Origin of the sequence: Actinomadura opuntiae, assembly GCF_030283205.1 — a bacterium.
Taxonomy (GTDB): Bacteria; Actinomycetota; Actinomycetes; order Streptosporangiales; family Streptosporangiaceae; genus Spirillospora.
Genome location: NZ_JASNWF010000003.1, coordinates 416,751 through 435,926, shown reverse-complemented (window position 1 = coordinate 435,926; position 19,176 = coordinate 416,751). Strand labels below are relative to the sequence as shown.

The window sequence follows — 19,176 nt, the reverse complement described above, 5'->3', positions numbered from 1 at the left end:
CGCGCCGCCCGCCGCCGTGCCGTTCGGCTGTGGACCGGGACGGCATTGACGCGACGCCGGGGCCGCTTTGGCTCCCATTACGCGCGGCCCCGGCATCCCGGTTCGCCTTACCGTCGCTTCGCACCCCTCCAAAGGTTGCCGTCCCGCCGAACAAAGTTCCGCGCGGATGGGAGCGTTCCCACATTCGTGCCCCGAGTCCGGCAACCTTTCGCGTGCGTCAGGCGACTACCGCATGTCCGGCAGGGCTCCGGCAGGGCTCCGGCAGCCGCTCCCGGCCGACGGGCCCTGCCGGACGACGCCTGCCGCGGCCCGCACCGGTCCGACCACCGAGGAGCCGATCCGGATCATGCCGAGCACCACCGGGGAGATCACGACCGGGCCGGCCGCCGCGCGCGGGGCCCCCGGCCGCTCCTCCGACCCCGGGCGCGACGGCGACCGCTCCGATCCCGGCGACCCCGATGCCGGGAGCGCGGACGGTGCGGAGGCGCCGGGGGAACCGGCCGCGGTGAACGCGTCCGACGCTGCCGCCCACGCCGAGTTCCGCCGCTTCTTCGAGCGGCACCACCGCGAGCTCGCCCGGTTGGCGTTCCTGCTGCTGGGGGACGCCGACGCCGCCGACGACCTCACCGCCGACGCCTTCGTCGCCGCCTGGACCCGGTGGGACCGGGTCCGCGCGGCCGACCAGCCGGCCGCCTACGTGCGCCGCATCCTGGTGAACCTGTGCAACAGCCGGATCCGGACGCTCATCCGCGAGCGCGGCAAGCTCGCCATACTCGCCCCGGGGGAGGAGCAGCGCACCGACGGCCCCGACGTGCCGGCGGTGGTGGACGTCCGCGCCGCGCTGCAGCGGCTGCCCCTGCGCAAGCGGGCCTGCGTGGTGCTGCGCTTCGCGTTCGACCTGTCGGAGCAGGAGACCGCCAGGGCGCTGGGGATCTCGGTGGGCACGGTGAAGAGCCAGACCTCCAAGGGGATGAGGCAGCTCGAACGGGAGCTGCGGGGACGGCCGGTGGTGTTCTCCGGCGCCGACGGGCCGCGGGTGGGGGAGTGATGCGACGGCGGGGCGAGCGGACGCGGCCGAGCGCGCGGAAGCACGCGAAGCCGACCGCGCAGAGGCATGCGGAACTGGCCGCCCGGCTCCGGGCCGCCGCGCGCGCACGGCAGCCCGATGACAAGCGCATCTGGGAGCGCGTGCGGGCGGGAATGCAGGCCGGCATGGACGAGCCGGGCGCGCCGGCCGTCCCGGACGAGCCCGGCACGCCGTTCCCCGAGGACCCGCGGCCGCGATCCTGGCCGCGGGTGCTGACCGCCGCGGCGGCGACCATGGCGGTGGCGGGCGCCGTGTCGGCGGTGACCTGGCGGCTCGCGAGCCCCGGCGGCGCGCCGGGGCCGCCCGCCGCACGGCACGTCGTCGAGACGCCGGCCGCCGTGTCGACCGAGCGGTCCGGCCCGGCCGTGCAGGAACGCATGAGTCCGAGCCGCGGTTCGTCACCGTCCTCTCCCGCCAGAACCCCCAAGGACGGCGAGGTGGCGGCGGCCGGGACGCTCGATGCGCGCAGCACGGCCTACTGGGCGCAGAACAACCTGACGCTGAAAGTGCGGCGGCCGCTGCACGAGCTGTCCGTGACGATCCGGGTGGCGCGGACCAAGAAGGTCGCCCCGACCGGCTCGTGGTTGTCACTGCCCAACGGAGACTTCAACAGCACGACGGAGACATCCGGGAACACGCTGGTCTACGGCTGGACGCTGCTGCCCGGCCGCACGGTGCGGCCCGGCTCCTACGTTCTGGCGGCCCAGTACAACAGGGCCGCCGGACATGACCCGCGGCACGACACCTTCACCCTCAAGGCCGGCGCGGCGACCCTCACCGGCCACTTCTGATCGCCCGCCTCCGTTCAGGACGTCATGCAGTGCGGCGAAAGGGCGGCCGCGGATCCGGGAGTCTTGGCGACGAAGCCGAACGTGGTGGACGCTCCGGGCTGCAGCGCACCGTTCCACCCCGCGTTCTTGACCTCGACGTCGGCTCCCGTCTGGGTGAACGAGCCGCTCCACAGCTGGTCGACCGTCTCGCCGCCGGCGAACGTCCAGTGCACCGCCCAGCCGTTCATCGGCACCGTGCCGGAGTTCTTCACCGTCATCTCGCCCTGGTAGCCGCCGCTCCAGGTGCTGACCGTCCGGTATGCGGCGGTGCACACCATGCCGGGCTGCGTCGGCGGCGGGCTGGTCGGCGGCGGGCTGGTCGGCGGCGGGCTGGTCGGCGGAGGCGACGTGGTCCCACCGCCGACTCCGGTCACCTCGCCGTGGCCCCCGTCGAACACCACGTCCGAGCAGCCGTAGAACGTCTCGTTGCTGTCGGACCGCTGCCACACCGTGTAGATCAGGTGCCGCCCGCTCTTGCCGGACGGGAGCTTCGCCGTCCAGTAGTAGTACGCCGACTCGCTGCCCGGCGAGCCGACGCTCGGCGGGTCGGTGACGGAGTAGAACGGCTGGTCCTCCAGGTCGTCCCAGGTCAGCGGGCTGGTCGGGTCCCAGCCGTCCTTGGTGATGTAGGTGCGGAACGTGCCCGGGTGCGCGGCCCACTTGTTGAACCGGAAGTCCAGGTCGGCACCGGAGGTGAGATGGGTGACCGGCCAGTCGTCGCGCGCCAGGTCGTAGCCGCTGAAGTCGTAGACGGTGGCGGCGGCGCTGCACAGCTTCCCGTCCGGGACGAAGCCGCGGGTGCGGCCCGCGCCGTCCGAGCGCAGCACCGCGAACCAGTTGTACAGGGAGGTGGTGCCGCTCTGCGCCACCGCCGCCGCGCACGCCGGGTTCTGCGGCCTGATCTCGCCGGTCGGGGTCAGTCCGTCCTTCCAGCACAGGTACGTGCGGCTGCCCGGCACCATCATGGCGCCGTGGGCCGCGGCGGGCGGCGCCAGGGCGACCGTCGCGGCGAGGACCGCCGCCGTCCCCGAGGCCAGGGTCATGCGTCGCCGGGTGCTCACGCGTCCTCCCAGGTCCGTTCGGCCTCCGGATCGGCCGTCGACCGGACGCTAACCCGCCCGCACACAAGGGTGAACAGGTCTTCCACACCCTTCCAAACATTAGGCGCGTCGGCCGGGTCGCCGGCGGGCGTGGAATTGGTGATCTCGCCGGACCAGCTTGACGATCTTGTCCTGGGTTTCGCCGTCCAGGTCGTCGGGCGTCTGGTAGATCTGTTCCAGAAGGTAGAAGGTCCCGACGCTGACGGCGTCGACGCCCAGCCTCCGGCAGGTGCCGATTTCAGCTCGATCGTGCATGACGACGACCGCGGTGTGCACCGGGACGGGTGTTCCACGCGAGCGCAGGAATTTCTCGAGCTCACCGGCGATTTCGGAGACCTGCCGCCCCCAGCTGCGACCCCGGCGGTCGGCCAATACGCCCGACTCGACGAGGTTTCCGTAGCGGTCGAACTTCTCGAACCGCCAGTCGTCACCGGTGACGTGGACCCGGACGCCTCGTCCCTTCACCTCGATCGCCCAGACCCCGCACGGGCCCACCAGCAGGTGGTCGACCTCGCCGCGCCGGTTGGCGTAGCCGCGGAACAGCGTCCAGTCTCCGAGCAGGAAGGTTTGCAGATCGGACGTGACCTGCTCCTCCGCGTCGACACCGGCCTGCTGCTGCGCCCGCTTGTGCAACTCGGCGGGATTCACCGAGGGAGCGGCCTGCAGCAGCGCCTGGAGTTCACGGGCGTGCCGGAGGCGCTTGCCCAACTGCCACCACCGGCGTGAGGCCCGCTGGCGCCGACGGAGGTCGTCCACCGCCCGGGCATGCCCGGCGATCCGGTTCTGCGTGCGGGCGAGTGCGGCCTCGGTGTCGCGGAGTTGAGTCGCGGGATGGTTGGACAGCACCTCGATCCGCATCGCTACACGATACCGCCATGAATGCGTCATTCAAGTGACAAGCAGAACGAAGTGAAACGGCTTTTCGGAGCACCGCACCCGGGTCTTCCCCATCTGATTTCATTTCGGGGCTGCCGATGAGATCGTGGTGGAGCGCTGTGCGAACGACGGTCCGACCTACCTGCGCTCGGAAGGGAGACCTCGGTGGCTCAAAGGGATCGGCTGGGACGGCTGCTCAGCACTCATCCGGTCGAGACCGGTCGTTACCGGCGCACCGGAGGCACGGCGCTGGCGGTGGGCGTCCTCGGCGGGCTCTCGATGGCCTTCCTGATCGCCGTCCCGGACCTGGTCATCGCGAGGCTTCTGGCCTTCGCGCTGATCGCGACGTTGGTCGGCCTGCCGATCGCCGCGGTGCAACTGCTTCGCGCGGTGCGACACGGCCGCAGCGAGACCTTCGAACTGTACGAGAACGGTTTCGCTCGCCGCACCGCCACCGATTGGCGGGGGTGGAGTTGGGACGAGATCGCCGTCCTGCGCACCAATCCGGAGGCCGCCGACACCCCGGCTGTGACGCCTCTCGACGGGCTGATCCGCACGCTCGGATGGAACTTTCGCTGCTCGATCCGGTTGGCCGACGGTTTGCGAATCCGGATCGACGGATACGCCGCTGAGGGTCCGCTGATCGCCCGGGAACTGCTCGCGCACCGCCCGGACGCGCTGTCGACCAAGAGCGCACGCATACCGATCACGCTCACGGTCTCTCCGCTGGCCGCTGTGGCTTTCGGTATTCCCTTGGTACTCCTCTACCGACATCTCAACGGCACCTCCTCCGACGAGATCGGTACCAGTTCGCTCGTCACCGAAGCATTCGCGATGATCGTCTGCATTGTGGGACTGGTCATGTCGTTGACGGTGTTCGTGCTCATGCTCGTGGCGGTCCTGCGGGTCGGAACCGAGCAGGACAGCGGCGCCGAGAACGACCGTCACCCAACTGACACGCCGCCCGGCGCCGAAGAGGCTGTCTAGCTGCGGCCTGCGCGGGAGATGGGCATGTACGTCGGGGCGGCGTCGGTGCTCAGGAACGTTCGGACCAAGGCACGCACCGTTTCGGGGTGCTCCATCAGCAGCAGGTGGCTGGCGTTCGGCAGGATGGCCAGCTCGGCGGCGGGCAGCGCCCGGTAGAGCGCCACCGTGTGGTCGAGCGTGACCAGGTCGTCGTCGCCGGCCAGGACGAGGGTGCGGGCCGTCACCTCGCGCAGGTCGGACGGGTCCGGGGCCGGCTCGGTCGCGGCCGCGTCCACGATCTTGCGGAGGACGATCGGGAAGTGGTCGCGGCCGTCCGGGGAGACCTCGGCGTAGGCGTCGACGATCTCGGCGGGCACCGGCCCTTCCGCGGACGGTTTGAAGATCAGCCCGTCCAGGTCGTGGGCCGTGCTGATCAGGACGAGGCGTTCGACCAGGTCAGGACGGAGCATCGCCGCCCGCAGCGCCACGGTGCCGCCGGCGCTGTAGCCCACCAGGCGGGCCGGGCCGCCGACCACCCGGTCCAGGAACGCGATCGTGTCGCGCGCCATGGCGTCGATGGTGATCGGGCCGGGGGCGTCGGGCGTGCGGCCGTGGCCGCGCCGGTCGGGCAGGTAGACGCGGAAGGTGTCGGCGAGGCCGTCGAGGTTGCCGGTGAAGCAGCGGCCGTCGGTCATCCCGCCGTGCAGCAGCACCACCGGGGCGCCCGCGCCGCGCTCGTCATGCCACATGTGAACGATTTCGGTCATGCACTACATACGGGACGGCGGCTCAGGAGTCATCGGCAGGTCGAACATCGGGAACAGCGAAGGGTCGAGGTAGGTGGTGAGGGCAGCGATCAGTCCGTCCCGGAACTCGACGATGATCAGGCCGAAAGCCCGCCCGTCCCGGTACTGCGCGAGGGCGGCCGAGCCGTTGGCCGCCGTGCGGACCAGCTGATCGTCGGCGCACACCCCGCCCGCGCCGAGCAGGGCCGCGCGGATCGCCTCCCGGCCGCCGAGCCACCATGCGAACGGCGGCATCGACATGGTGGCGTCCCGGTGGAGCAGTGCCACCAGGCCGTCGACGTCATAAGAGGTGAACGCCTTGACGTACCGGTCGAGCAGGTCCTCGTCGATCTTGCCGCTCCCGCCCGGCCCGCGCCGCTCGGACATGGTCGCCCGCGCGCGTTGCAAGGCGCTGTTGACCGCGGCCGGGCTGCTGTCGAGCAGCGCTGCCGTCTCGTCCGCCGACCACCTCAACACCTCGCGCAGGATGAGGACCGCCCGCTGACGCGGCGGCAGGCACTGCAGGGCGGCGACGAACGCCAGCCTGATGCTTTCGCGTTGGACGGCCAGCTCGGCCGGGTCGGCGTCGGAAGGCAGCACGAGCCGGTCAGGGACCGGCCATACGAACGCGCCGGCGTCCAGCGGCGCTCCGAGGGCACCCCCGGCGGACGGGGCCGGGTTGAGATCCATCGCAAGCGCGCGCCGCTGGACGGCGCGGGACATGTCGATGCAGACGTTGGTGGCGATCCGATACAGCCAGGTGTGCAGGCGGGCCCTGCCCTCGTCGAACCGGTCGGCGTTCGTCCAGGCGCGTATGAAGGTCTCCTGAACGGCGTCCTCGGCCTCGGCGGCGCACGCGAGCATCCGGTAGCAGTAGGCGGTCAGCTCGACCCGGTGCGCTTCCAGCCGATCCTCGAACCCCATCCGGCCACAGTAGACGTCGTCTCATCCGATGACCCGGCGGTGGCACATGAGCGCTGCGTGCGGTCCGGGAGCGGTCCCCGGTGGTCACCGGGATCGGTATCCTTGGTGTTTGTCATAGGGCAAATAGCATCATCCGGCGCGCCGCGCAGGCGCGGCCGGACCGGATAAGGAGCCCCCGAGGCATGGGTGGGTTGCAGGTGGAGCCGCTCGCCGGGCCGCTCGGCGTGCGGGCGTCCGGCGAGGTCAACGTGCTGACCCGGCACGTCTGGGAGTCCGCGCTGGCGGACCTGCCGAGCGGGGAGCCCGAGGTGCATCTGCACCTGGCCGGGCTGACCAGCGTGGACGCCGCGGGCGCGGGCGCGGTGGCGGCGGTGACGCAGCGGCTGGCACCCGACGGCCGGGTGATCCTCTATGACCCGCCTCCGGCGCTGGGCCGTATCCTGCAGGTGCTGTGGCCGCGGCTCGCGGGGCTGGAGGTCCAGCAGACGAACGGATTCGAGGTACAGGCATGACCGGGACGCAGACCGGGGCGCCGGGCCCCGCGTACGGCGGACCGGCGGGCTCCACGGCCGACGAGCCGTTCTGGCACCCCGCCCTGTTCTACCGCGGGCAGGACGAGTACCTGGCCGGGACCGTGCCGTTCCTGGCCGAGGGCCTCGCGGCGGACGAGCCGGTCGCGGTCGCGGTCCCCTCCTGGAGGCTGGGGCCGCTGCGCGACGCGCTGGCCGCCGAGGCCGGCGCGGCCGCCGAGCTGGTGCGGTGGCTGGACATGACCGCCGCCGGGCGCAACCCCGGCCGGATCATCCCCGGCGTCCTGCGCGAGTTCGCCGACCGCCATCCCGACCGGCGGGTCCGCATCATCGGCGAGCCGATCTGGCCGTCCCGGACTCCCGTCGAGTACCCCGCGTGCGCCCAGCACGAGGCGCTGATCAACCCGGCCTTCGCCGGCCGCGCCGTGTCGATCCTGTGCCCCTACGACGTCGACGGCCTGGACCGGAGCGTGGTGGACGAGGCCGCACGGACCCACCCGGTCCTCATCGACGGCGACGGCGCACGTCCCAGCCGCAGCTACGCACCCGGCATGGTGATGGACGATCACAACGAGCCCCTGCCCGCCCCGGAGCAGCCGACGGACCTGCGGCAGCTGCCGTTCGACATCGACAACCTGGACGTCCCGAGGGCGCTGGTCACGCGGTACGCCGCCGCGGCGGGCCTGCCGGACAAGACCGTCCTGGACGTCGAGCTGGTCGTCAGCGAGCTGACCGCCAACTCCATCCGGCACGGCGGCGGCGCCGGCGTCCTGCGCCTCTGGCACGACGCGACGCACCTGGTCGTCGAGATCAGCGACAGCGGGCACCTGACCGACCCGCTCGCCGGCCGCCGGCCCGTCACGCCCGACACGCTGGGCGGCCGCGGCCTGCTGCTGGTCAACCAGCTCGCCGACCTCGTCCGCGTGCACACCGGGCCGGACGGCACCACCGTCCGCACCTACTTCGCCCGCTGAACCACCACCCGCCCCCGCCCGCCGTCCGGGGAGCGGGCGACCCATTCATGGAGAGGAAGACGCCGCATGGCTGAGTGCGAGGTGACCGGCCGCGCCGAGGACGGCCGTGCCGTGATCGCATTGGCCGGGTACCTGGCGGTGGACACCGTCCAGCAGGCCGAGCAGCGGATGCGGGCGCTGCGCCGCGAGCACGGGGAGCACGTGGTGCTGGACCTGAGCGGCCTGCGGTTCCTGGACTCGACGGGCCTCAGCCTGCTGCTCCGGTTCTACCTGGCCGCCGAGGGCCGCGAGGGCAGCGCCGTGCTGGCCGGGCCGCTGGGCCAGGAGGTGCTGTACGTCCTGCAGATCACCCATGTCGATCAGCGGCTGACCATCCACCCCACCGTCGCCGACGCGCTGGCGTCCCCGCCCGGCCACGGCAACGGCGTCCGCGGCCGCTGAGGCGGGTCCCCGCCCTCACTCAGCGGGGGCCGGGGCGCCGGTCGCCGACTCGTGGACGGTGGCGACGTCGCCGAGCCCGGAGATGGTCAGGACGGGGATCAGCAGCGGCGCGGCGACGATCTCGATGCGTCCGGCGTGGTCGAACAGGACGGTCAGCGCCGCGCTGTCGAGGTAGCCGACGGCGGTCAGGTCGACGACGACGCGTCCGGGCGTCGCGGCGAGGGCGTCGGCGAAGGCGCCGGTGTTGCTCATGTCGATCTCGCCGGCGGCCGTCAGGACCGGTGTGCCGTCGGGGCGCTCGGTGCCGGTGAGGGTCAGGGGCGTGCTCATGGGGTGATCCTCGTCCGCATCTCGACGGTGGTTCCGGTGTCGGCCCGGTGCAGCCTCACCTGCTGCATGAGCGCCCGCATGAGGGTGAGGCCGCGGCCGCGCCGGCCGTCGCCGTGCGGCCGCGGGTTCTTCCAGGTGCCGGTGTCGATGATCGACAGCCGCAGGTCCTCGGCGGTGGCGGCGGCGCGGAGCCGGACCGTGGAGCCGGGGTTGTCGCGGTGGCCGTGCTCGATGGCGTTGGCGACGGCCTCCCCGGCGGCCACCAGGATCCTCTGGGCCTGCTGCGGGGGGAGGGCGCAGCGGGTCAGCCAGTCCCGCAGGGCGTTGCGGACGGGCGCCAGCTGCGCGGACTCGGCGGGGAAGGACACCTCCAGCGGCGCCGGCTGCCGGTACAGCAGCAGCGCCACGTCGTCGTCGTAGCCGTCGGCGGGGGCGAGCCGGGCCATCAGGTCGGAGGCCAGCTCCTCCACCGGCGCGGTCCGGCCGTCCTGGACGGCGCTGCCGGCCTGCTCGATCCCGGCGGTGAGGGGACGGCGGCGGCGCTCGACCAGCCCGTCGGTGTACAGCAGCAGCGTCGAGCGGGGCGGCAGCGTGCAGCGGGCCTGGGGGCGCTCGCCGTGCCCGGTGAAGATCGCGAGCGGGGTGGACCGGCCTTCGTCCAGCAGCTCGGTGGTGCCGTCGGGGTGGGCGAGGATGCCGGGCGGGTGCCCGGCGCTGGAGTAGGTGAGCCGGCCGGTCGCGGGATCCAGGACGGCGCAGAAGACGGTGGTGCAGCGCGCGCCTGGGATGAGTTCGGCGAAGCGGTCCAGGGCGGTGAGGGTCTGCGCGGGGCTGGCGTCCTGCAGCAGCAGCGCCCGGCACGCGCTGCGCAGCTGCCCCATGACGGCGGCGGCGGGCAGGCCGCGGCCGACGCAGTCGCCGACGACGATCCCGGTGCGGCCGTCGGGCAGCGCGATGGTGTCGTACCAGTCGCCGCCGACCTCCAAGGGCCGGGTGGCCGGTTCGTAGCGGACGGCGAAGCCGGGCGGCAGCTGCGACGGGCCGAGGATCGCCCGCTGCAGCGCGAGCGCGGTCTGCCGCTGCTGATCGATCTGGTGGACGCGGGCCAGCCCCTGCGCCAGGCTCCCGGCCAGCAGCGCCAGCAGCATGTGGTCCTCGTTGCTGAACGGGCGGCCGTCGCCCAGGTCGATCCACAGCGCCAGGGGGCCGTCGGGATGCTCCAGCGCGATCCCGGCACCGCCCGCGACGGCGGTGGAGGTGAGCAGGGGCCGCCGCCGCAGGCCGGTGAGCATCGCGCGGTGCTCCTCGTCCGTCCCTTCCCAGGTCGTCGCGGTGCCGGTCGAGGTCACGGCGGGTTCGTCGCGTTCGAAGACGGCCGCCACGACGCGGCGGGCGCGCCAGAGGCCCTGTAGCTCGTCCAGCGCGGCGGCCAGGGCGCCGGGAACGCTCGTGCTCTCCGCCAGGCGCGCGTTGAGGGCGGCGAGCGCCGACTCGCGCTGGATCGCGTAGTGCTCGGCGGTGACGTCGCGGAACGTGCCGACGATGATGCGGTTCCCGGTGGCGGGATCGTCGACCTGGTTGAAGGCGGTGTTGATCCACAGCCGATGCCCGTCGCGATGCGACACGGGGATCGTGTAGGTGCCGTGGCTCTGGTCGAGCAGGTCGGCGAAGGCGTCGGCGAACTGGCGGTGGGCCTCGGGGTCGGTGCGGGCGTCCGGCCACCACGGATGGATCGGACGGTACGGCAGGTCCTCCGGGCCGAAGCCGAGGATGTCGGTGAACGCGGCGTTGATCTCGATGACGGCGCCGTCCTCGTCGCAGACGAAGAACGCCTCCTGCAGCGAGTCGACCAGCGCGGTGCGCCAGCGGGCATGGTGGTTGCGCAGCCGCGCCAGCTCCACGTTGGCGCGCACCCGCGCCAGCAGCTCGGCGGCCGCGAACGGCTTGACCAGGTAGTCGTCGGCGCCGGCCCGCAGGCCCTCGATCGAGGCCTCCTGTCCGGCCCGCGCCGACAGCAGCAGGACCGGCACCGAGGCGGTGCGCGGATCGGTCCGCAGCGCCGCCACCAGCGACAGGCCGTCCAGGCGCGGCATCATCACATCGCTGACGACCAGGTCCGGGGCGTCGCTCCGGGTCGCCGCCAGGGCCTGCCGCCCGTCGTTGACGGCGCTCACTTGGTAACCGGCCCCGGTGAGGATCCGGGTGAGGTACCCGCGCATGTCGGCGTTGTCGTCGGCCACCAGGACGCGCGCCGGGGGAAGCTGGCCCGCGGGGGTCTCGGCGGTCTCCGCGGCGGACGGTGCAGTGCCGAATTCGGCCGGGTCGTCCTCGGCCGCTCGTTGTTCGGGCAGCCAGCGCAGGGCCTCCTGCACGTACGGGTCCGCGGTGGCGGAGGCGGCGCCGGCGCCGGTGGCGGACGTGACCGCCTCGGCGGGCAGGTGCGCCGAACCGAACGGCAGCCGGATGGTGAAGCGGGTGCCCTCGTCCTGGACGCTGTCGGCGGTGATGGTGCCGCCGTGCAGGCCGACGAGTTCCTTGACCAGCGCGAGCCCGATCCCGCTGCCTTCGTTGGAGCGCGACCGCGCGGTCTCGATCCGGTGGAACCGCTCGAACAGCCGCGGCATCTCCTCCGCCGCGATACCGATGCCCGTGTCGGCGACCGTGACCACCGCGCACCCGTCCTCGCGGCCGACGGTGACGGCGATGGAACCGTCGAAGGTGAACTTCAGTGCGTTGGACAGCAGGTTGAGGATCACCTTCTCCCACATGCCGAGGTCGATGTGGACGAGGTCGTCGACGGCGCGGCAGTCGACCTCGAAGCGAAGCCCGGCCCGTTCGACGGCCGAGCGGAAGACGCTGGCCAGCTCGGCGGTGACGGCCGCCAGATCGACCGGTTCGTAGCGGGCCTGCATCCGGCCCGCCTCGATGCGGGAGAAGTCCAGCAGCGTGTTGACCAGCTTGCTCAGCCGCAGCCCGTTGCGGTGGATCACCTCCACGTCCTCGCGCGCCCGCTGGTCGCCTTCGGCGAGCGCGGTCCGCAGCTCCTGCACCGGACCCATGATCAGCGTGAGCGGGGTGCGGAACTCGTGGCTGATGTTGGAGAAGAAGGTGGTCTTCGCGCGGTCCAGCTCGGCCAGTTCCTCGGCCCGCTGCTGCTGGGCCTGGTAACTGCGGGCGGAGGCGATCCCGGCCGCGACGTGCCCGGCGGCCAGCTCGATGAAGCCGCGGTAGTCGTCGTCCAGTGCCCGGTACCGGTTCAGCGCGGCCACCAGGAACCCCAGCGGCGCGTCGCCCTGCTGCAGCAGCGGCACCACCAGGGCCTGGACGGGCGGCTCGGACCAGGCGCCGGTCGGCAGCCCCTCGAAATCGGGTCCGTCCAGGTCGACCAGCACCGGCTCCCCGCCCGCAAGCGCAGCCGCCGGCCAGAGCCCCGCCGCGTCGTCGACCGGCAGCGTCGCAGGGACCGCCGGGTGCTCGGACGGGATGCCGGTCGCGGCCGCCAGCCTCGTGACGCCGTCCTCGAACAGGTAGGCCAGCGTGAACGGGAGATCCTGCAGGTTGTGGCCGAGCTGCCGGCCGGTGAACGCGAGCGTCTCCTGCTCGGTGCGGATCACGCTGGGGTCAGAGCCCAGATCCCGCAGCGTCGCCATCCGCCGCTGCCCGATGACCCGCTGGGTCTCCTCGCTGACCACGCACAGCATGCCCACCACGGCGCCGTCGTCGTCGTGCAGCGGACTGTAGGAGAAGGTGTGGTAGGTCTCCTCGGTGTATCCGGCCCGCTCCAGGAACAGCAGCAGCGCCTCGTCCCAGGTCGCCTGGCCGGTGGTCAGGACGGTGTCGATGCGCGGGCCGATGTCGTCCCAGATCTCCGCCCACACCTCGCGCGCCGGACGGCCCAGCGCCCAGGGGTACTTGCGGCCGAGGGTGTCGTGCCGGTAGGCGGCGTTGCAGAAGAACGTCAGCTCCGGGCCCCACGCCATCCACATCGAGAACCGCGACGACAGCAGGATGCTGACCGCCGTCCGCAGGCTCTGCGGCCACCCGTCCGGCGGACCGAGGGGCGTCGCCGCCCAGTCGACGGCGGCCAGATCGCGGCCGACCTCGCCGTCGGCGCCGAACACCCCCGCCGGCGGCCCGCCCGCATCCCCTGCGTCATGCGCCATCGGACGCCCTTCCGTTGTGGACGTGATTCGTAGCGTCGGTCGGCCATTCCACCAGCGGACATCATGCCAGCGGTCCGGACCGGCGAGGGGACGCGGTGCCGGACGACATCCTGCCCCGGTCGGCGGGCGCCGTGCAGGGCAAACCCGGGGGTCGCCGCTGGCCGACGGCCCGCGACGGGCTTAAAGCGCCGCCTGCCGGGGACTGCCGAACCATGCTGATGACGCCTCGATCGTGCGCCACCTCCCCGTCCCTACCACCGGCTACGAAAGAGATCATGAACGACCGCACCCTCGCCGTCTCCCACCACGTCACCTCCGAAGGGTTCCATGTGGTCGCCGTGGCCGGTGACCTCGACCACCACACCGCCCCCGAACTCGGCCGGGCGATCGACCGGGCGCTCGCGTCTCCCGCCCACGGTCTGATCATCGACCTGTCCAGGCTGGCCTACTGCGACTCCACCGGCATCTCCGTACTGATCGACGCCTACCGCGACACCGATGCCGCCAAGGCGCCCTTCGGCCTGGCGGCGGTCACCCCCAACCTGGCGGACATGCTCGCCATTCTCGGACTCGACCGCTTTCTCTCCATTTACCCCAGCGTCCACCAGGCCATCGAAGTCTTCACCCACCCGACCCGAACCTGAGCCCTGGAGCCGGATCCGGGGTCACGATCCGTCGCGCGGGTCGCTCAGGCTTTCGGCGGTGAAGCGGATGTCGTCGAACGTGACCCGGCACCCGTCTCCGGTCGGCGACTGCGCCTCGAAGCCGATCGCGGCGGACGCCGTCGTGCCGCCCACGGTGAACAAGCGGATCATCCGCCAGGCCTGCCGTCCAGGGAGGCGTGGTAGGCGTAGGCGCGGCCGATCCGGGAAATCCGTAGCCACACCGTCCCGCCCTCGACGGTGAAGGCGTTGGCATCGTCGGAGACGCCGCGGGTGACCACCGAGACGATCATCGGCTCGCCGCCGGGGGAGTACTCGAAGCAGAGCTTGCCCCAGCGGCGCTCGTCGATCCACAGCAGGAGCACGCCCGCGTCGTAGGTTGCGGCGAAGTCGACGGTGACGCGGGCGCTGAACCGGAAGTCACCGTCCGGAGGGACGCCGAGCAAGGTCGCCGCGTTGAGCGTCGGCTCGCCGTCGGGCCCGGACCCGGGGTCGATGAACATGTCGATGCGCGGGACCGCCGAGGCCGTCGCCCCGGCCCAGTCGAGGTTGGGGACAGCGTGGTCGAGATTCCTCTCCACAGCCCACGCTGCGGCCGGCTTCCCGGAACTCCGTCATGGCTGTTCCGGTGCGATCACCGACACGTTGCCCTCGTTCCACATGCTGGTCAGCCTTCGATAGGTGAAGCGCCAGCCTTCGGGCGTCCGCACCAAGCGGTCGTCGTAGCGTCCGGCACCGAGATACTTCTCGCCGTCGCGGCGGACGTGCTGCGCCTGGAAATAGCAGGTGTGCTCGGCGGTGTCGCCGTTCAGCCGCACCACATGGTTGCCGAGAAGGTGCTGGGTGACCTGCAACGGCCGCAGAACCGCGCTGATCCGGGACGTGATCGCCTCAGGTCCCGTCAGCCGCTCGGCGCCTCCGACGAACTCCCAGGTAGCGTCCGGGGTGAACAGCGATGCGAGCGCCGCCCAGTCCTTGACGTCCAGGGCGGTGGCGTACAGGGTGACCACGTCGATGACGGCGGCACGGTCCGCCAGCAGGCCGATCCGGTCGTCGTTGCTCACTGTCTGCTGCATGGGGATCCTTCTCGGAGGTCGCGGACGGATGCAGAGGCAATGATCGGCGAGCACGGACCGGCCCGGAAGAAGGCACTTTCATGGAACAGCGTCACACCGATGTGACAGCGCAGGTCGTCCGGGCATGCCCCGTCGCGGCGGTCCTCGACCGCGTCGCCGGCAAATGGAGCATCGGCATCCTGGCCGCCGCAGAACACGGACCGGTGCGTTTCACCGAACTAGAACGCTCCCTGACGGGCATCAGCCGGCGCATGCTCGCGCTGAACCTGCGCCAGCTGGAACGGGACGGCCTGCTCAGCCGCACCACGCACCCGACCGTGCCGCCCAAGGTCGAGTACGCCCTCACCGACAGCGGACAGGAACTCTGGCAGTCGCTCCAGACCCTCTCCACCTGGTTCCAACGCCACGGCCCCGGAATCGTCGCAGCCCAGGAGGCCTACGACCGCAAGCAAGAAGGAGCTGACGACCCGTTGCATCCCGCAGCAACGCCGTAGCAGCCCCCGTTGCGGGCCGAGGACGTCGCTGACCCAACCCCAAACGGTACGAACAGAGCCCCGCTAAGTAGGGGAGCGGCCCCCGCACTGGACGCCCACCCGGACCCAGCCGACACCCACCGCGAACAAAGCAGCCCGGTCGCCACACAACCCACGACCGGCAGACATACTCGGTCGCCACGCGAACCGCTCCCACAGCCTCCGAGAGCGCAGACGCACGCTGATCATCCGGGCCGGCGGAGAGCAGCGACAGCCCCTGACCGCGGCCCGCCCCTGCGCTCGCCGGGAGACCTCACCGCCACGCACGACCGGCGCCGAGCGCACGTACTGCTGCGTAGCCACCAGGTCGGGTCGACCCTCACCCGCCTCGGCGACCTCCGCGGGGCCGCGTCACCGGTCCGTTCGGCTCTATGTCCGAGTCAATAGAGGTAGGGAATCGGCCCCGGCATCTGGAGGACATCATGAGCACTGTTCGTACGCACTCGGTGACGCCTGACGGCAATTCGAGCGTGGAGACTGAGGAGCGCGCCGTGGCCGCCGTGTTCGAGGAGACGTCCAAGGCGTGGGCGGACGGTGACGCGGACGCCTTCACCCGGTGGTACGCGGAAGGCGCGACGGTGATCCTGCCCGGCGTGCACCTGCGGGACCGGGCCGAAGTCCAAGCCGCGATGGGGGCGGCATTCGCCGATCCGCTGAAGGGCTCGGAGCGCATCCATACCGTGCAGAGCGTCCGGTTCCTCGGCGAGAACGTGGCGATCGTCGTCACCAGAAGTGCCACGACGTTTCCGAACGAGACCGAGACTCCGGCCGAACGGTGGGAGGCGGCGACGTGGACGCTTTCCAAGAAGGACGGCCGTTGGCTGATCGAGGCCTACCACAGCTGCCCCGCCCCGGCCGAACCAGCGGACACACCTCACCGAGACGAGCACTGACCCTGGGTCGCGTTCCGCCTGTCGTCCGCGCCGTCGTCGACGTGACGACCTACCGAGGTGAAGACGGCGGCCAGGCGTCCGCATGGGTCTTCGAGTCGATCGGGCACCGCGACCAGTCCGGCAGGCCGCGCGCGTCCGGTTCATCCGACACCAGGCGGTGGCGACTGGCCGACGGCTTGGGTCACGGGAGGTTGAGGAGGATGATCCCGGTCGCGACGAACACGGTCGCGGTGATGCGTGAGCGGCCGAAGGGTTCGTGGAAGAGGAGGGTTCCCAGGATCGCGCCGATGATGATGCTGGTCTCGCGGAGCGCTGCGATCGGGGCGAGCGCACCGCGTGTCTGGGCCCAGAGCACCAGGCCATAGGCGGCGGCGCTCAGGATGCCGCCCGTCAGTCCGATCCGCCATACCCGCCGTGCCTGCCCGATCAGCGCGCCGCGGCGGCTCGCCGCCGCGGCCAGGAGGACACCGGCTCCCTGCAGTAGCTTCAGCCAGGCGATGTAGGCGAGGGCGCTACTGGACAGCCGGGCCCCGAAGCCGTCGACGACGGTGTAGGCGGCGATCGCCAGTCCGGTGCCCACGGCGGCCAGGAGAGCCGGGCGGCTGGGACGCCCGCCGACAAGGGCCAGACTGCCCAGCCCCACCGGGATCAGCACCACGCCGGTCATCTGCGGCAGTGACAGGTGCTCGCCGACGAACGCCGTCGCGAACCCGGCGACCAGCAGTGGTGAGGTGCCCCGGGCCAGCGGGTAGACCTGGCCGAATTCGCCGACCTTGTAGGACTGCATGAGCAGGAGGCTGTAGGCGATCTGCAGAACGGCGGAGACCGCGAGATAGGGCCGGCACGCCGCCGCGGGCGGCGCCGCCCAGACCAGCAGCGGAATGGCCGGCAGCAAGCCGCCGGCGCCGATCAGGGCGAAGGCGACCAGCTGGTCCTTGATGCCATGGGCGATGGCGTTCCAGCAGGCATGCAACAGCGCCGATCCGAGCACGGCGATGATGACCGGCGGCTGAAGGCCGGAACCGGGGACGGTGTTCACCTGGGAGGCTCCTTTTGAGCGTGCTCAATGGAGACCTCGTGGCTTTTATCCCGTCAGTTGCGGGTCAGCGACCCTGGCGCCGCTCGGTCCAGCCCCGACCGCCCTCATTGTCATCTGCTCACAGGCGACCGGCGGAACCCTAGACGCAAACTCCCTTGATCCTAGCGACTGCACTGTCGGCTTCGGTTGCGTGGTAGGCGTCACGGGATTGACGGCCACGGCCTCGATGCTCTGGGCGGGCGGGATGCGATGCCGGTCGGGGGCGTCGCTTGCCGGTCGTCCAGACGGCAAGCGCGCAGGCTGCGAATCCGGCCCCGAGGAGACTGGAGCCCGCCCAGCCGTAGGCCGTGAAGGTCGCGGTGGTGGCTGCTGCGCCGAGGGCGGAGCCGAGCGAGTAGAAGACCATGTAACCGCCGATGACGCTGCTGGGGCGATCCGGATGCGCGGCGGTGAGCAGGTGCTGGTTGCTCACATGCACGGCCTGGACCGCGAAGTCGAGGGCGACGATTCCGGCGATGAGGAGCCCCAGTGACCATGGCAGCTGCGCGATCGCTGCCCACGAGAGGATGAGCAGGGTCAGCGCGAGCCCGGTGACCGGGGCCGCCCGTCCTGCGTCCGCCCACCGCCCCGCGCGCGCCGCGCCGAGTGCGCCGGCGAGTCCGGCTATGCCGAAGAGTCCGATCCGGCTTTCGCTCAGTCGCCACGGCGAGTCCGCCAGGGGTAGGGACAGTCCACTCCACAGGGTTCCGAACGACGCGAACAAGAAGAACGCGATGAGCCCGCGCGTCAGGAAGACGCGCTGCCCGAACAGTCCACCGAGGGAGACGAGGGCCCGCCGGTGTTCCGCGGGTCGGTTCGGGCGCTCCTCCGACGGCAGTGCCACGAGGACGAGGACCGCGAGTGCGAGGGACAGCACCGCGAGCACGGCATAGATGCTCCGCCAGCTCCACACCTCGGCGATCACGCCGGTGACGACCCGCGCGCCCAGGATGCCGACCACGACGCCCGAGGTCACCACGCCGATGTTCCGCCCGCGTTCGGCGGGCGGCGAGACCGACGCGGCGTAGGCCACCGTCGTCTGCACGACGACCGCGAACACTCCGGCCGTCGCGAGCCCCGCGAACGCCGTCCAGGCGGTCGACGCCGAGGCCGTCAGGGTCATGCCGACCGCGGTGAGTGCCAGGTGCGCGGCGATGAGCCGGCGCCTGTCGACCACATCGCCAAGCGGCACCAGGAGCACCAGCCCTGCGAGATAGCCGACCTGGCCGGCCGCGACGATCCATCCGGTGAGCTCCGCCGACACGCCGAGATCACGTCCCATCGGCGCCAGAACCGGCTGCGCGGCGTAAATGCTCGCCACCGCGACACCGCACACCGCCGCGAGCAGCGCCCGTCGCCACGCGTCCATCGCACACCACCTCAATTAGTAGCAGATTGCAACCAAATCGACCGTACGGCATAATGGTTTCAATCCGCAACCGATCGGGAGGTGTCATGTCGCGCACCGCCATGCGCGCCCCGGACCCCGGCTGGACCGACCCCCACTGCCCCGTCGCCCGCACGCTCGACCTCGTCGGCGACAGGTGGAGCCTCCTCGTCATCCGCGACGCGATGGACGGGGCGCGGTCGTTCACCGAGTTCCAGCGACGCACCGGCATCGCCCGCAACATCCTCACCGACCGCCTGCGCAAGCTCACCGCTCACGGCCTCCTCGCCCAGCGCACCGCGCCGTCCGGCCGTCGGCAGGAATACGTGCTCACCGACGCCGGCCGCGACCTCTTCCCCGTCGTCCTCACCCTGCGGCAGTGGGGAGAGCGCCACGCCTTCGCCCCCGGCGAGCCCCACTCCACCCTCGTCGACCAGCATGGCGTCCGGGTGCCGCAAATTGCGCCGGCGAGCGTAGACGGCACCCTTCTCGACGCCGACACCACCAAGGTGCGGAAGGTCGGATAGAAGGCAGAACGATG

At 71.7% G+C, this 19,176-nt stretch carries 19 protein-coding genes and 1 pseudogene; 10 read left to right on the top strand and 10 right to left on the bottom strand.

Annotated features, from left to right (window positions below):
- Positions 1-346 precede the first annotated feature (346 nt).
- The gene (locus tag QP089_RS08345) at positions 347-1,048 is read left to right on the top strand and encodes a SigE family RNA polymerase sigma factor (protein WP_285910796.1); all 702 of its coding nucleotides are present in this window, start codon (positions 347-349) and stop codon (positions 1,046-1,048) included.
- Entirely contained in the window at positions 1,048-1,878 is an 831-nt protein-coding gene (locus tag QP089_RS08340) for a hypothetical protein (RefSeq protein ID WP_285910795.1), read from the top strand. Before QP089_RS08345 ends, QP089_RS08340 begins: the two co-directional genes overlap by 1 nt.
- 14 nt (positions 1,879-1,892) lie before the next feature.
- On the opposite strand, the gene QP089_RS08335 is transcribed toward QP089_RS08340, so the two are convergent.
- Both QP089_RS08335 and QP089_RS08330 read right to left on the bottom strand, forming a co-directional pair.
- A complete protein-coding gene (locus QP089_RS08335) occupies positions 1,893-2,978 on the bottom strand; it encodes a lytic polysaccharide monooxygenase (RefSeq protein WP_285910793.1) in 1,086 nt (361 codons plus the stop codon).
- Between the two features lie 99 nt (positions 2,979-3,077).
- The gene (locus tag QP089_RS08330) at positions 3,078-3,875 is read right to left on the bottom strand and encodes a nuclease-related domain-containing protein (protein WP_285910792.1); all 798 of its coding nucleotides are present in this window, start codon (positions 3,873-3,875) and stop codon (positions 3,078-3,080) included.
- A gap of 183 nt (positions 3,876-4,058) precedes the next feature.
- Here QP089_RS08330 and QP089_RS08325 point away from each other — a divergent pair, with 183 nt between their 5' ends.
- Positions 4,059-4,880, top strand: coding sequence for a hypothetical protein (locus QP089_RS08325; protein WP_285910791.1), 822 nt, complete (start codon positions 4,059-4,061; stop codon positions 4,878-4,880).
- Here QP089_RS08325 and QP089_RS08320 read toward each other — a convergent pair.
- Positions 4,877-5,626: an alpha/beta fold hydrolase gene (locus tag QP089_RS08320; RefSeq protein ID WP_285910790.1), complete on the bottom strand. Its 750-nt coding sequence runs from the start codon at positions 5,624-5,626 to the stop codon at positions 4,877-4,879. The two genes, QP089_RS08325 and QP089_RS08320, sit on opposite strands and share 4 nt — an antisense overlap.
- A gap of 3 nt (positions 5,627-5,629) precedes the next feature.
- Complete coding sequence (locus tag QP089_RS08315; RefSeq protein WP_285910789.1) at positions 5,630-6,568, bottom strand: sigma-70 family RNA polymerase sigma factor; 939 nt, start codon at positions 6,566-6,568, stop codon at positions 5,630-5,632.
- Between the two features lie 182 nt (positions 6,569-6,750).
- Between QP089_RS08315 and QP089_RS08310 the strand changes: the two genes are divergently transcribed.
- The 3 genes from QP089_RS08310 (at position 6,751) to QP089_RS08300 (ending at position 8,513) form a co-directional block, all read left to right on the top strand.
- Positions 6,751-7,080 carry an STAS domain-containing protein gene (locus tag QP089_RS08310; protein WP_285910788.1) on the top strand — a complete coding sequence of 110 codons (330 nt, stop codon included), beginning with the start codon at positions 6,751-6,753 and terminating at the stop codon, positions 7,078-7,080.
- Entirely contained in the window at positions 7,077-8,072 is a 996-nt protein-coding gene (locus QP089_RS08305) for an anti-sigma factor RsbA family regulatory protein (RefSeq protein WP_285910787.1), read from the top strand. Before QP089_RS08310 ends, QP089_RS08305 begins: the two co-directional genes overlap by 4 nt.
- Before the next feature lie 66 nt (positions 8,073-8,138).
- Complete coding sequence (locus tag QP089_RS08300) at positions 8,139-8,513, top strand: STAS domain-containing protein (protein WP_285910786.1); 375 nt, start codon at positions 8,139-8,141, stop codon at positions 8,511-8,513.
- 15 nt (positions 8,514-8,528) lie between these two features.
- On the opposite strand, the gene QP089_RS08295 is transcribed toward QP089_RS08300, so the two are convergent.
- Both QP089_RS08295 and QP089_RS08290 read right to left on the bottom strand, forming a co-directional pair.
- Positions 8,529-8,843, bottom strand: a complete 315-nt coding sequence (locus QP089_RS08295) for an STAS domain-containing protein (protein WP_285910785.1) — start codon at positions 8,841-8,843, stop codon at positions 8,529-8,531.
- On the bottom strand, positions 8,840-13,006 hold the full coding sequence (locus QP089_RS08290; protein ID WP_285910784.1) for a SpoIIE family protein phosphatase: 4,167 nt from the start codon (positions 13,004-13,006) through the stop codon (positions 8,840-8,842). The genes QP089_RS08295 and QP089_RS08290 overlap by 4 nt, the downstream gene beginning before the upstream one ends.
- Positions 13,007-13,281: 275 nt before the next feature.
- Here QP089_RS08290 and QP089_RS08285 point away from each other — a divergent pair, with 275 nt between their 5' ends.
- Positions 13,282-13,650 carry an STAS domain-containing protein gene (locus tag QP089_RS08285; protein ID WP_285910782.1) on the top strand — a complete coding sequence of 123 codons (369 nt, stop codon included), beginning with the start codon at positions 13,282-13,284 and terminating at the stop codon, positions 13,648-13,650.
- A gap of 21 nt (positions 13,651-13,671) precedes the next feature.
- Here QP089_RS08285 and QP089_RS48755 read toward each other — a convergent pair.
- A pseudogene (locus tag QP089_RS48755) lies at positions 13,672-14,171 on the bottom strand (DUF1349 domain-containing protein).
- A 111-nt stretch (positions 14,172-14,282) separates the two neighbouring features.
- On the bottom strand, positions 14,283-14,744 hold the full coding sequence (locus QP089_RS08270) for a nuclear transport factor 2 family protein (protein WP_285910778.1): 462 nt from the start codon (positions 14,742-14,744) through the stop codon (positions 14,283-14,285).
- Between the two features lie 80 nt (positions 14,745-14,824).
- On the opposite strand from QP089_RS08270, the gene QP089_RS08265 reads away from it, so the two are divergent.
- Positions 14,825-15,238: a winged helix-turn-helix transcriptional regulator gene (locus QP089_RS08265; protein ID WP_285910776.1), complete on the top strand. Its 414-nt coding sequence runs from the start codon at positions 14,825-14,827 to the stop codon at positions 15,236-15,238.
- Between the two features lie 461 nt (positions 15,239-15,699).
- Positions 15,700-16,170, top strand: coding sequence for an SgcJ/EcaC family oxidoreductase (locus QP089_RS08260; RefSeq protein ID WP_285910775.1), 471 nt, complete (start codon positions 15,700-15,702; stop codon positions 16,168-16,170).
- 181 nt (positions 16,171-16,351) lie between these two features.
- On the opposite strand, the gene QP089_RS08255 is transcribed toward QP089_RS08260, so the two are convergent.
- Together QP089_RS08255 and QP089_RS08250 are read right to left on the bottom strand one after the other, a co-directional pair.
- The gene (locus QP089_RS08255; protein WP_285910774.1) at positions 16,352-17,209 is read right to left on the bottom strand and encodes an EamA family transporter; all 858 of its coding nucleotides are present in this window, start codon (positions 17,207-17,209) and stop codon (positions 16,352-16,354) included.
- Positions 17,210-17,348: 139 nt separating this feature from the next.
- Complete coding sequence (locus tag QP089_RS08250; protein WP_285910773.1) at positions 17,349-18,617, bottom strand: MFS transporter; 1,269 nt, start codon at positions 18,615-18,617, stop codon at positions 17,349-17,351.
- Positions 18,618-18,703: 86 nt separating this feature from the next.
- Here QP089_RS08250 and QP089_RS08245 point away from each other — a divergent pair, with 86 nt between their 5' ends.
- Positions 18,704-19,162 (top strand): winged helix-turn-helix transcriptional regulator, encoded by a 459-nt coding sequence (locus QP089_RS08245; protein WP_285910772.1) that lies wholly within the window; start codon positions 18,704-18,706, stop codon positions 19,160-19,162.
- The last annotated feature ends 14 nt before the right edge of the window (positions 19,163-19,176 follow it).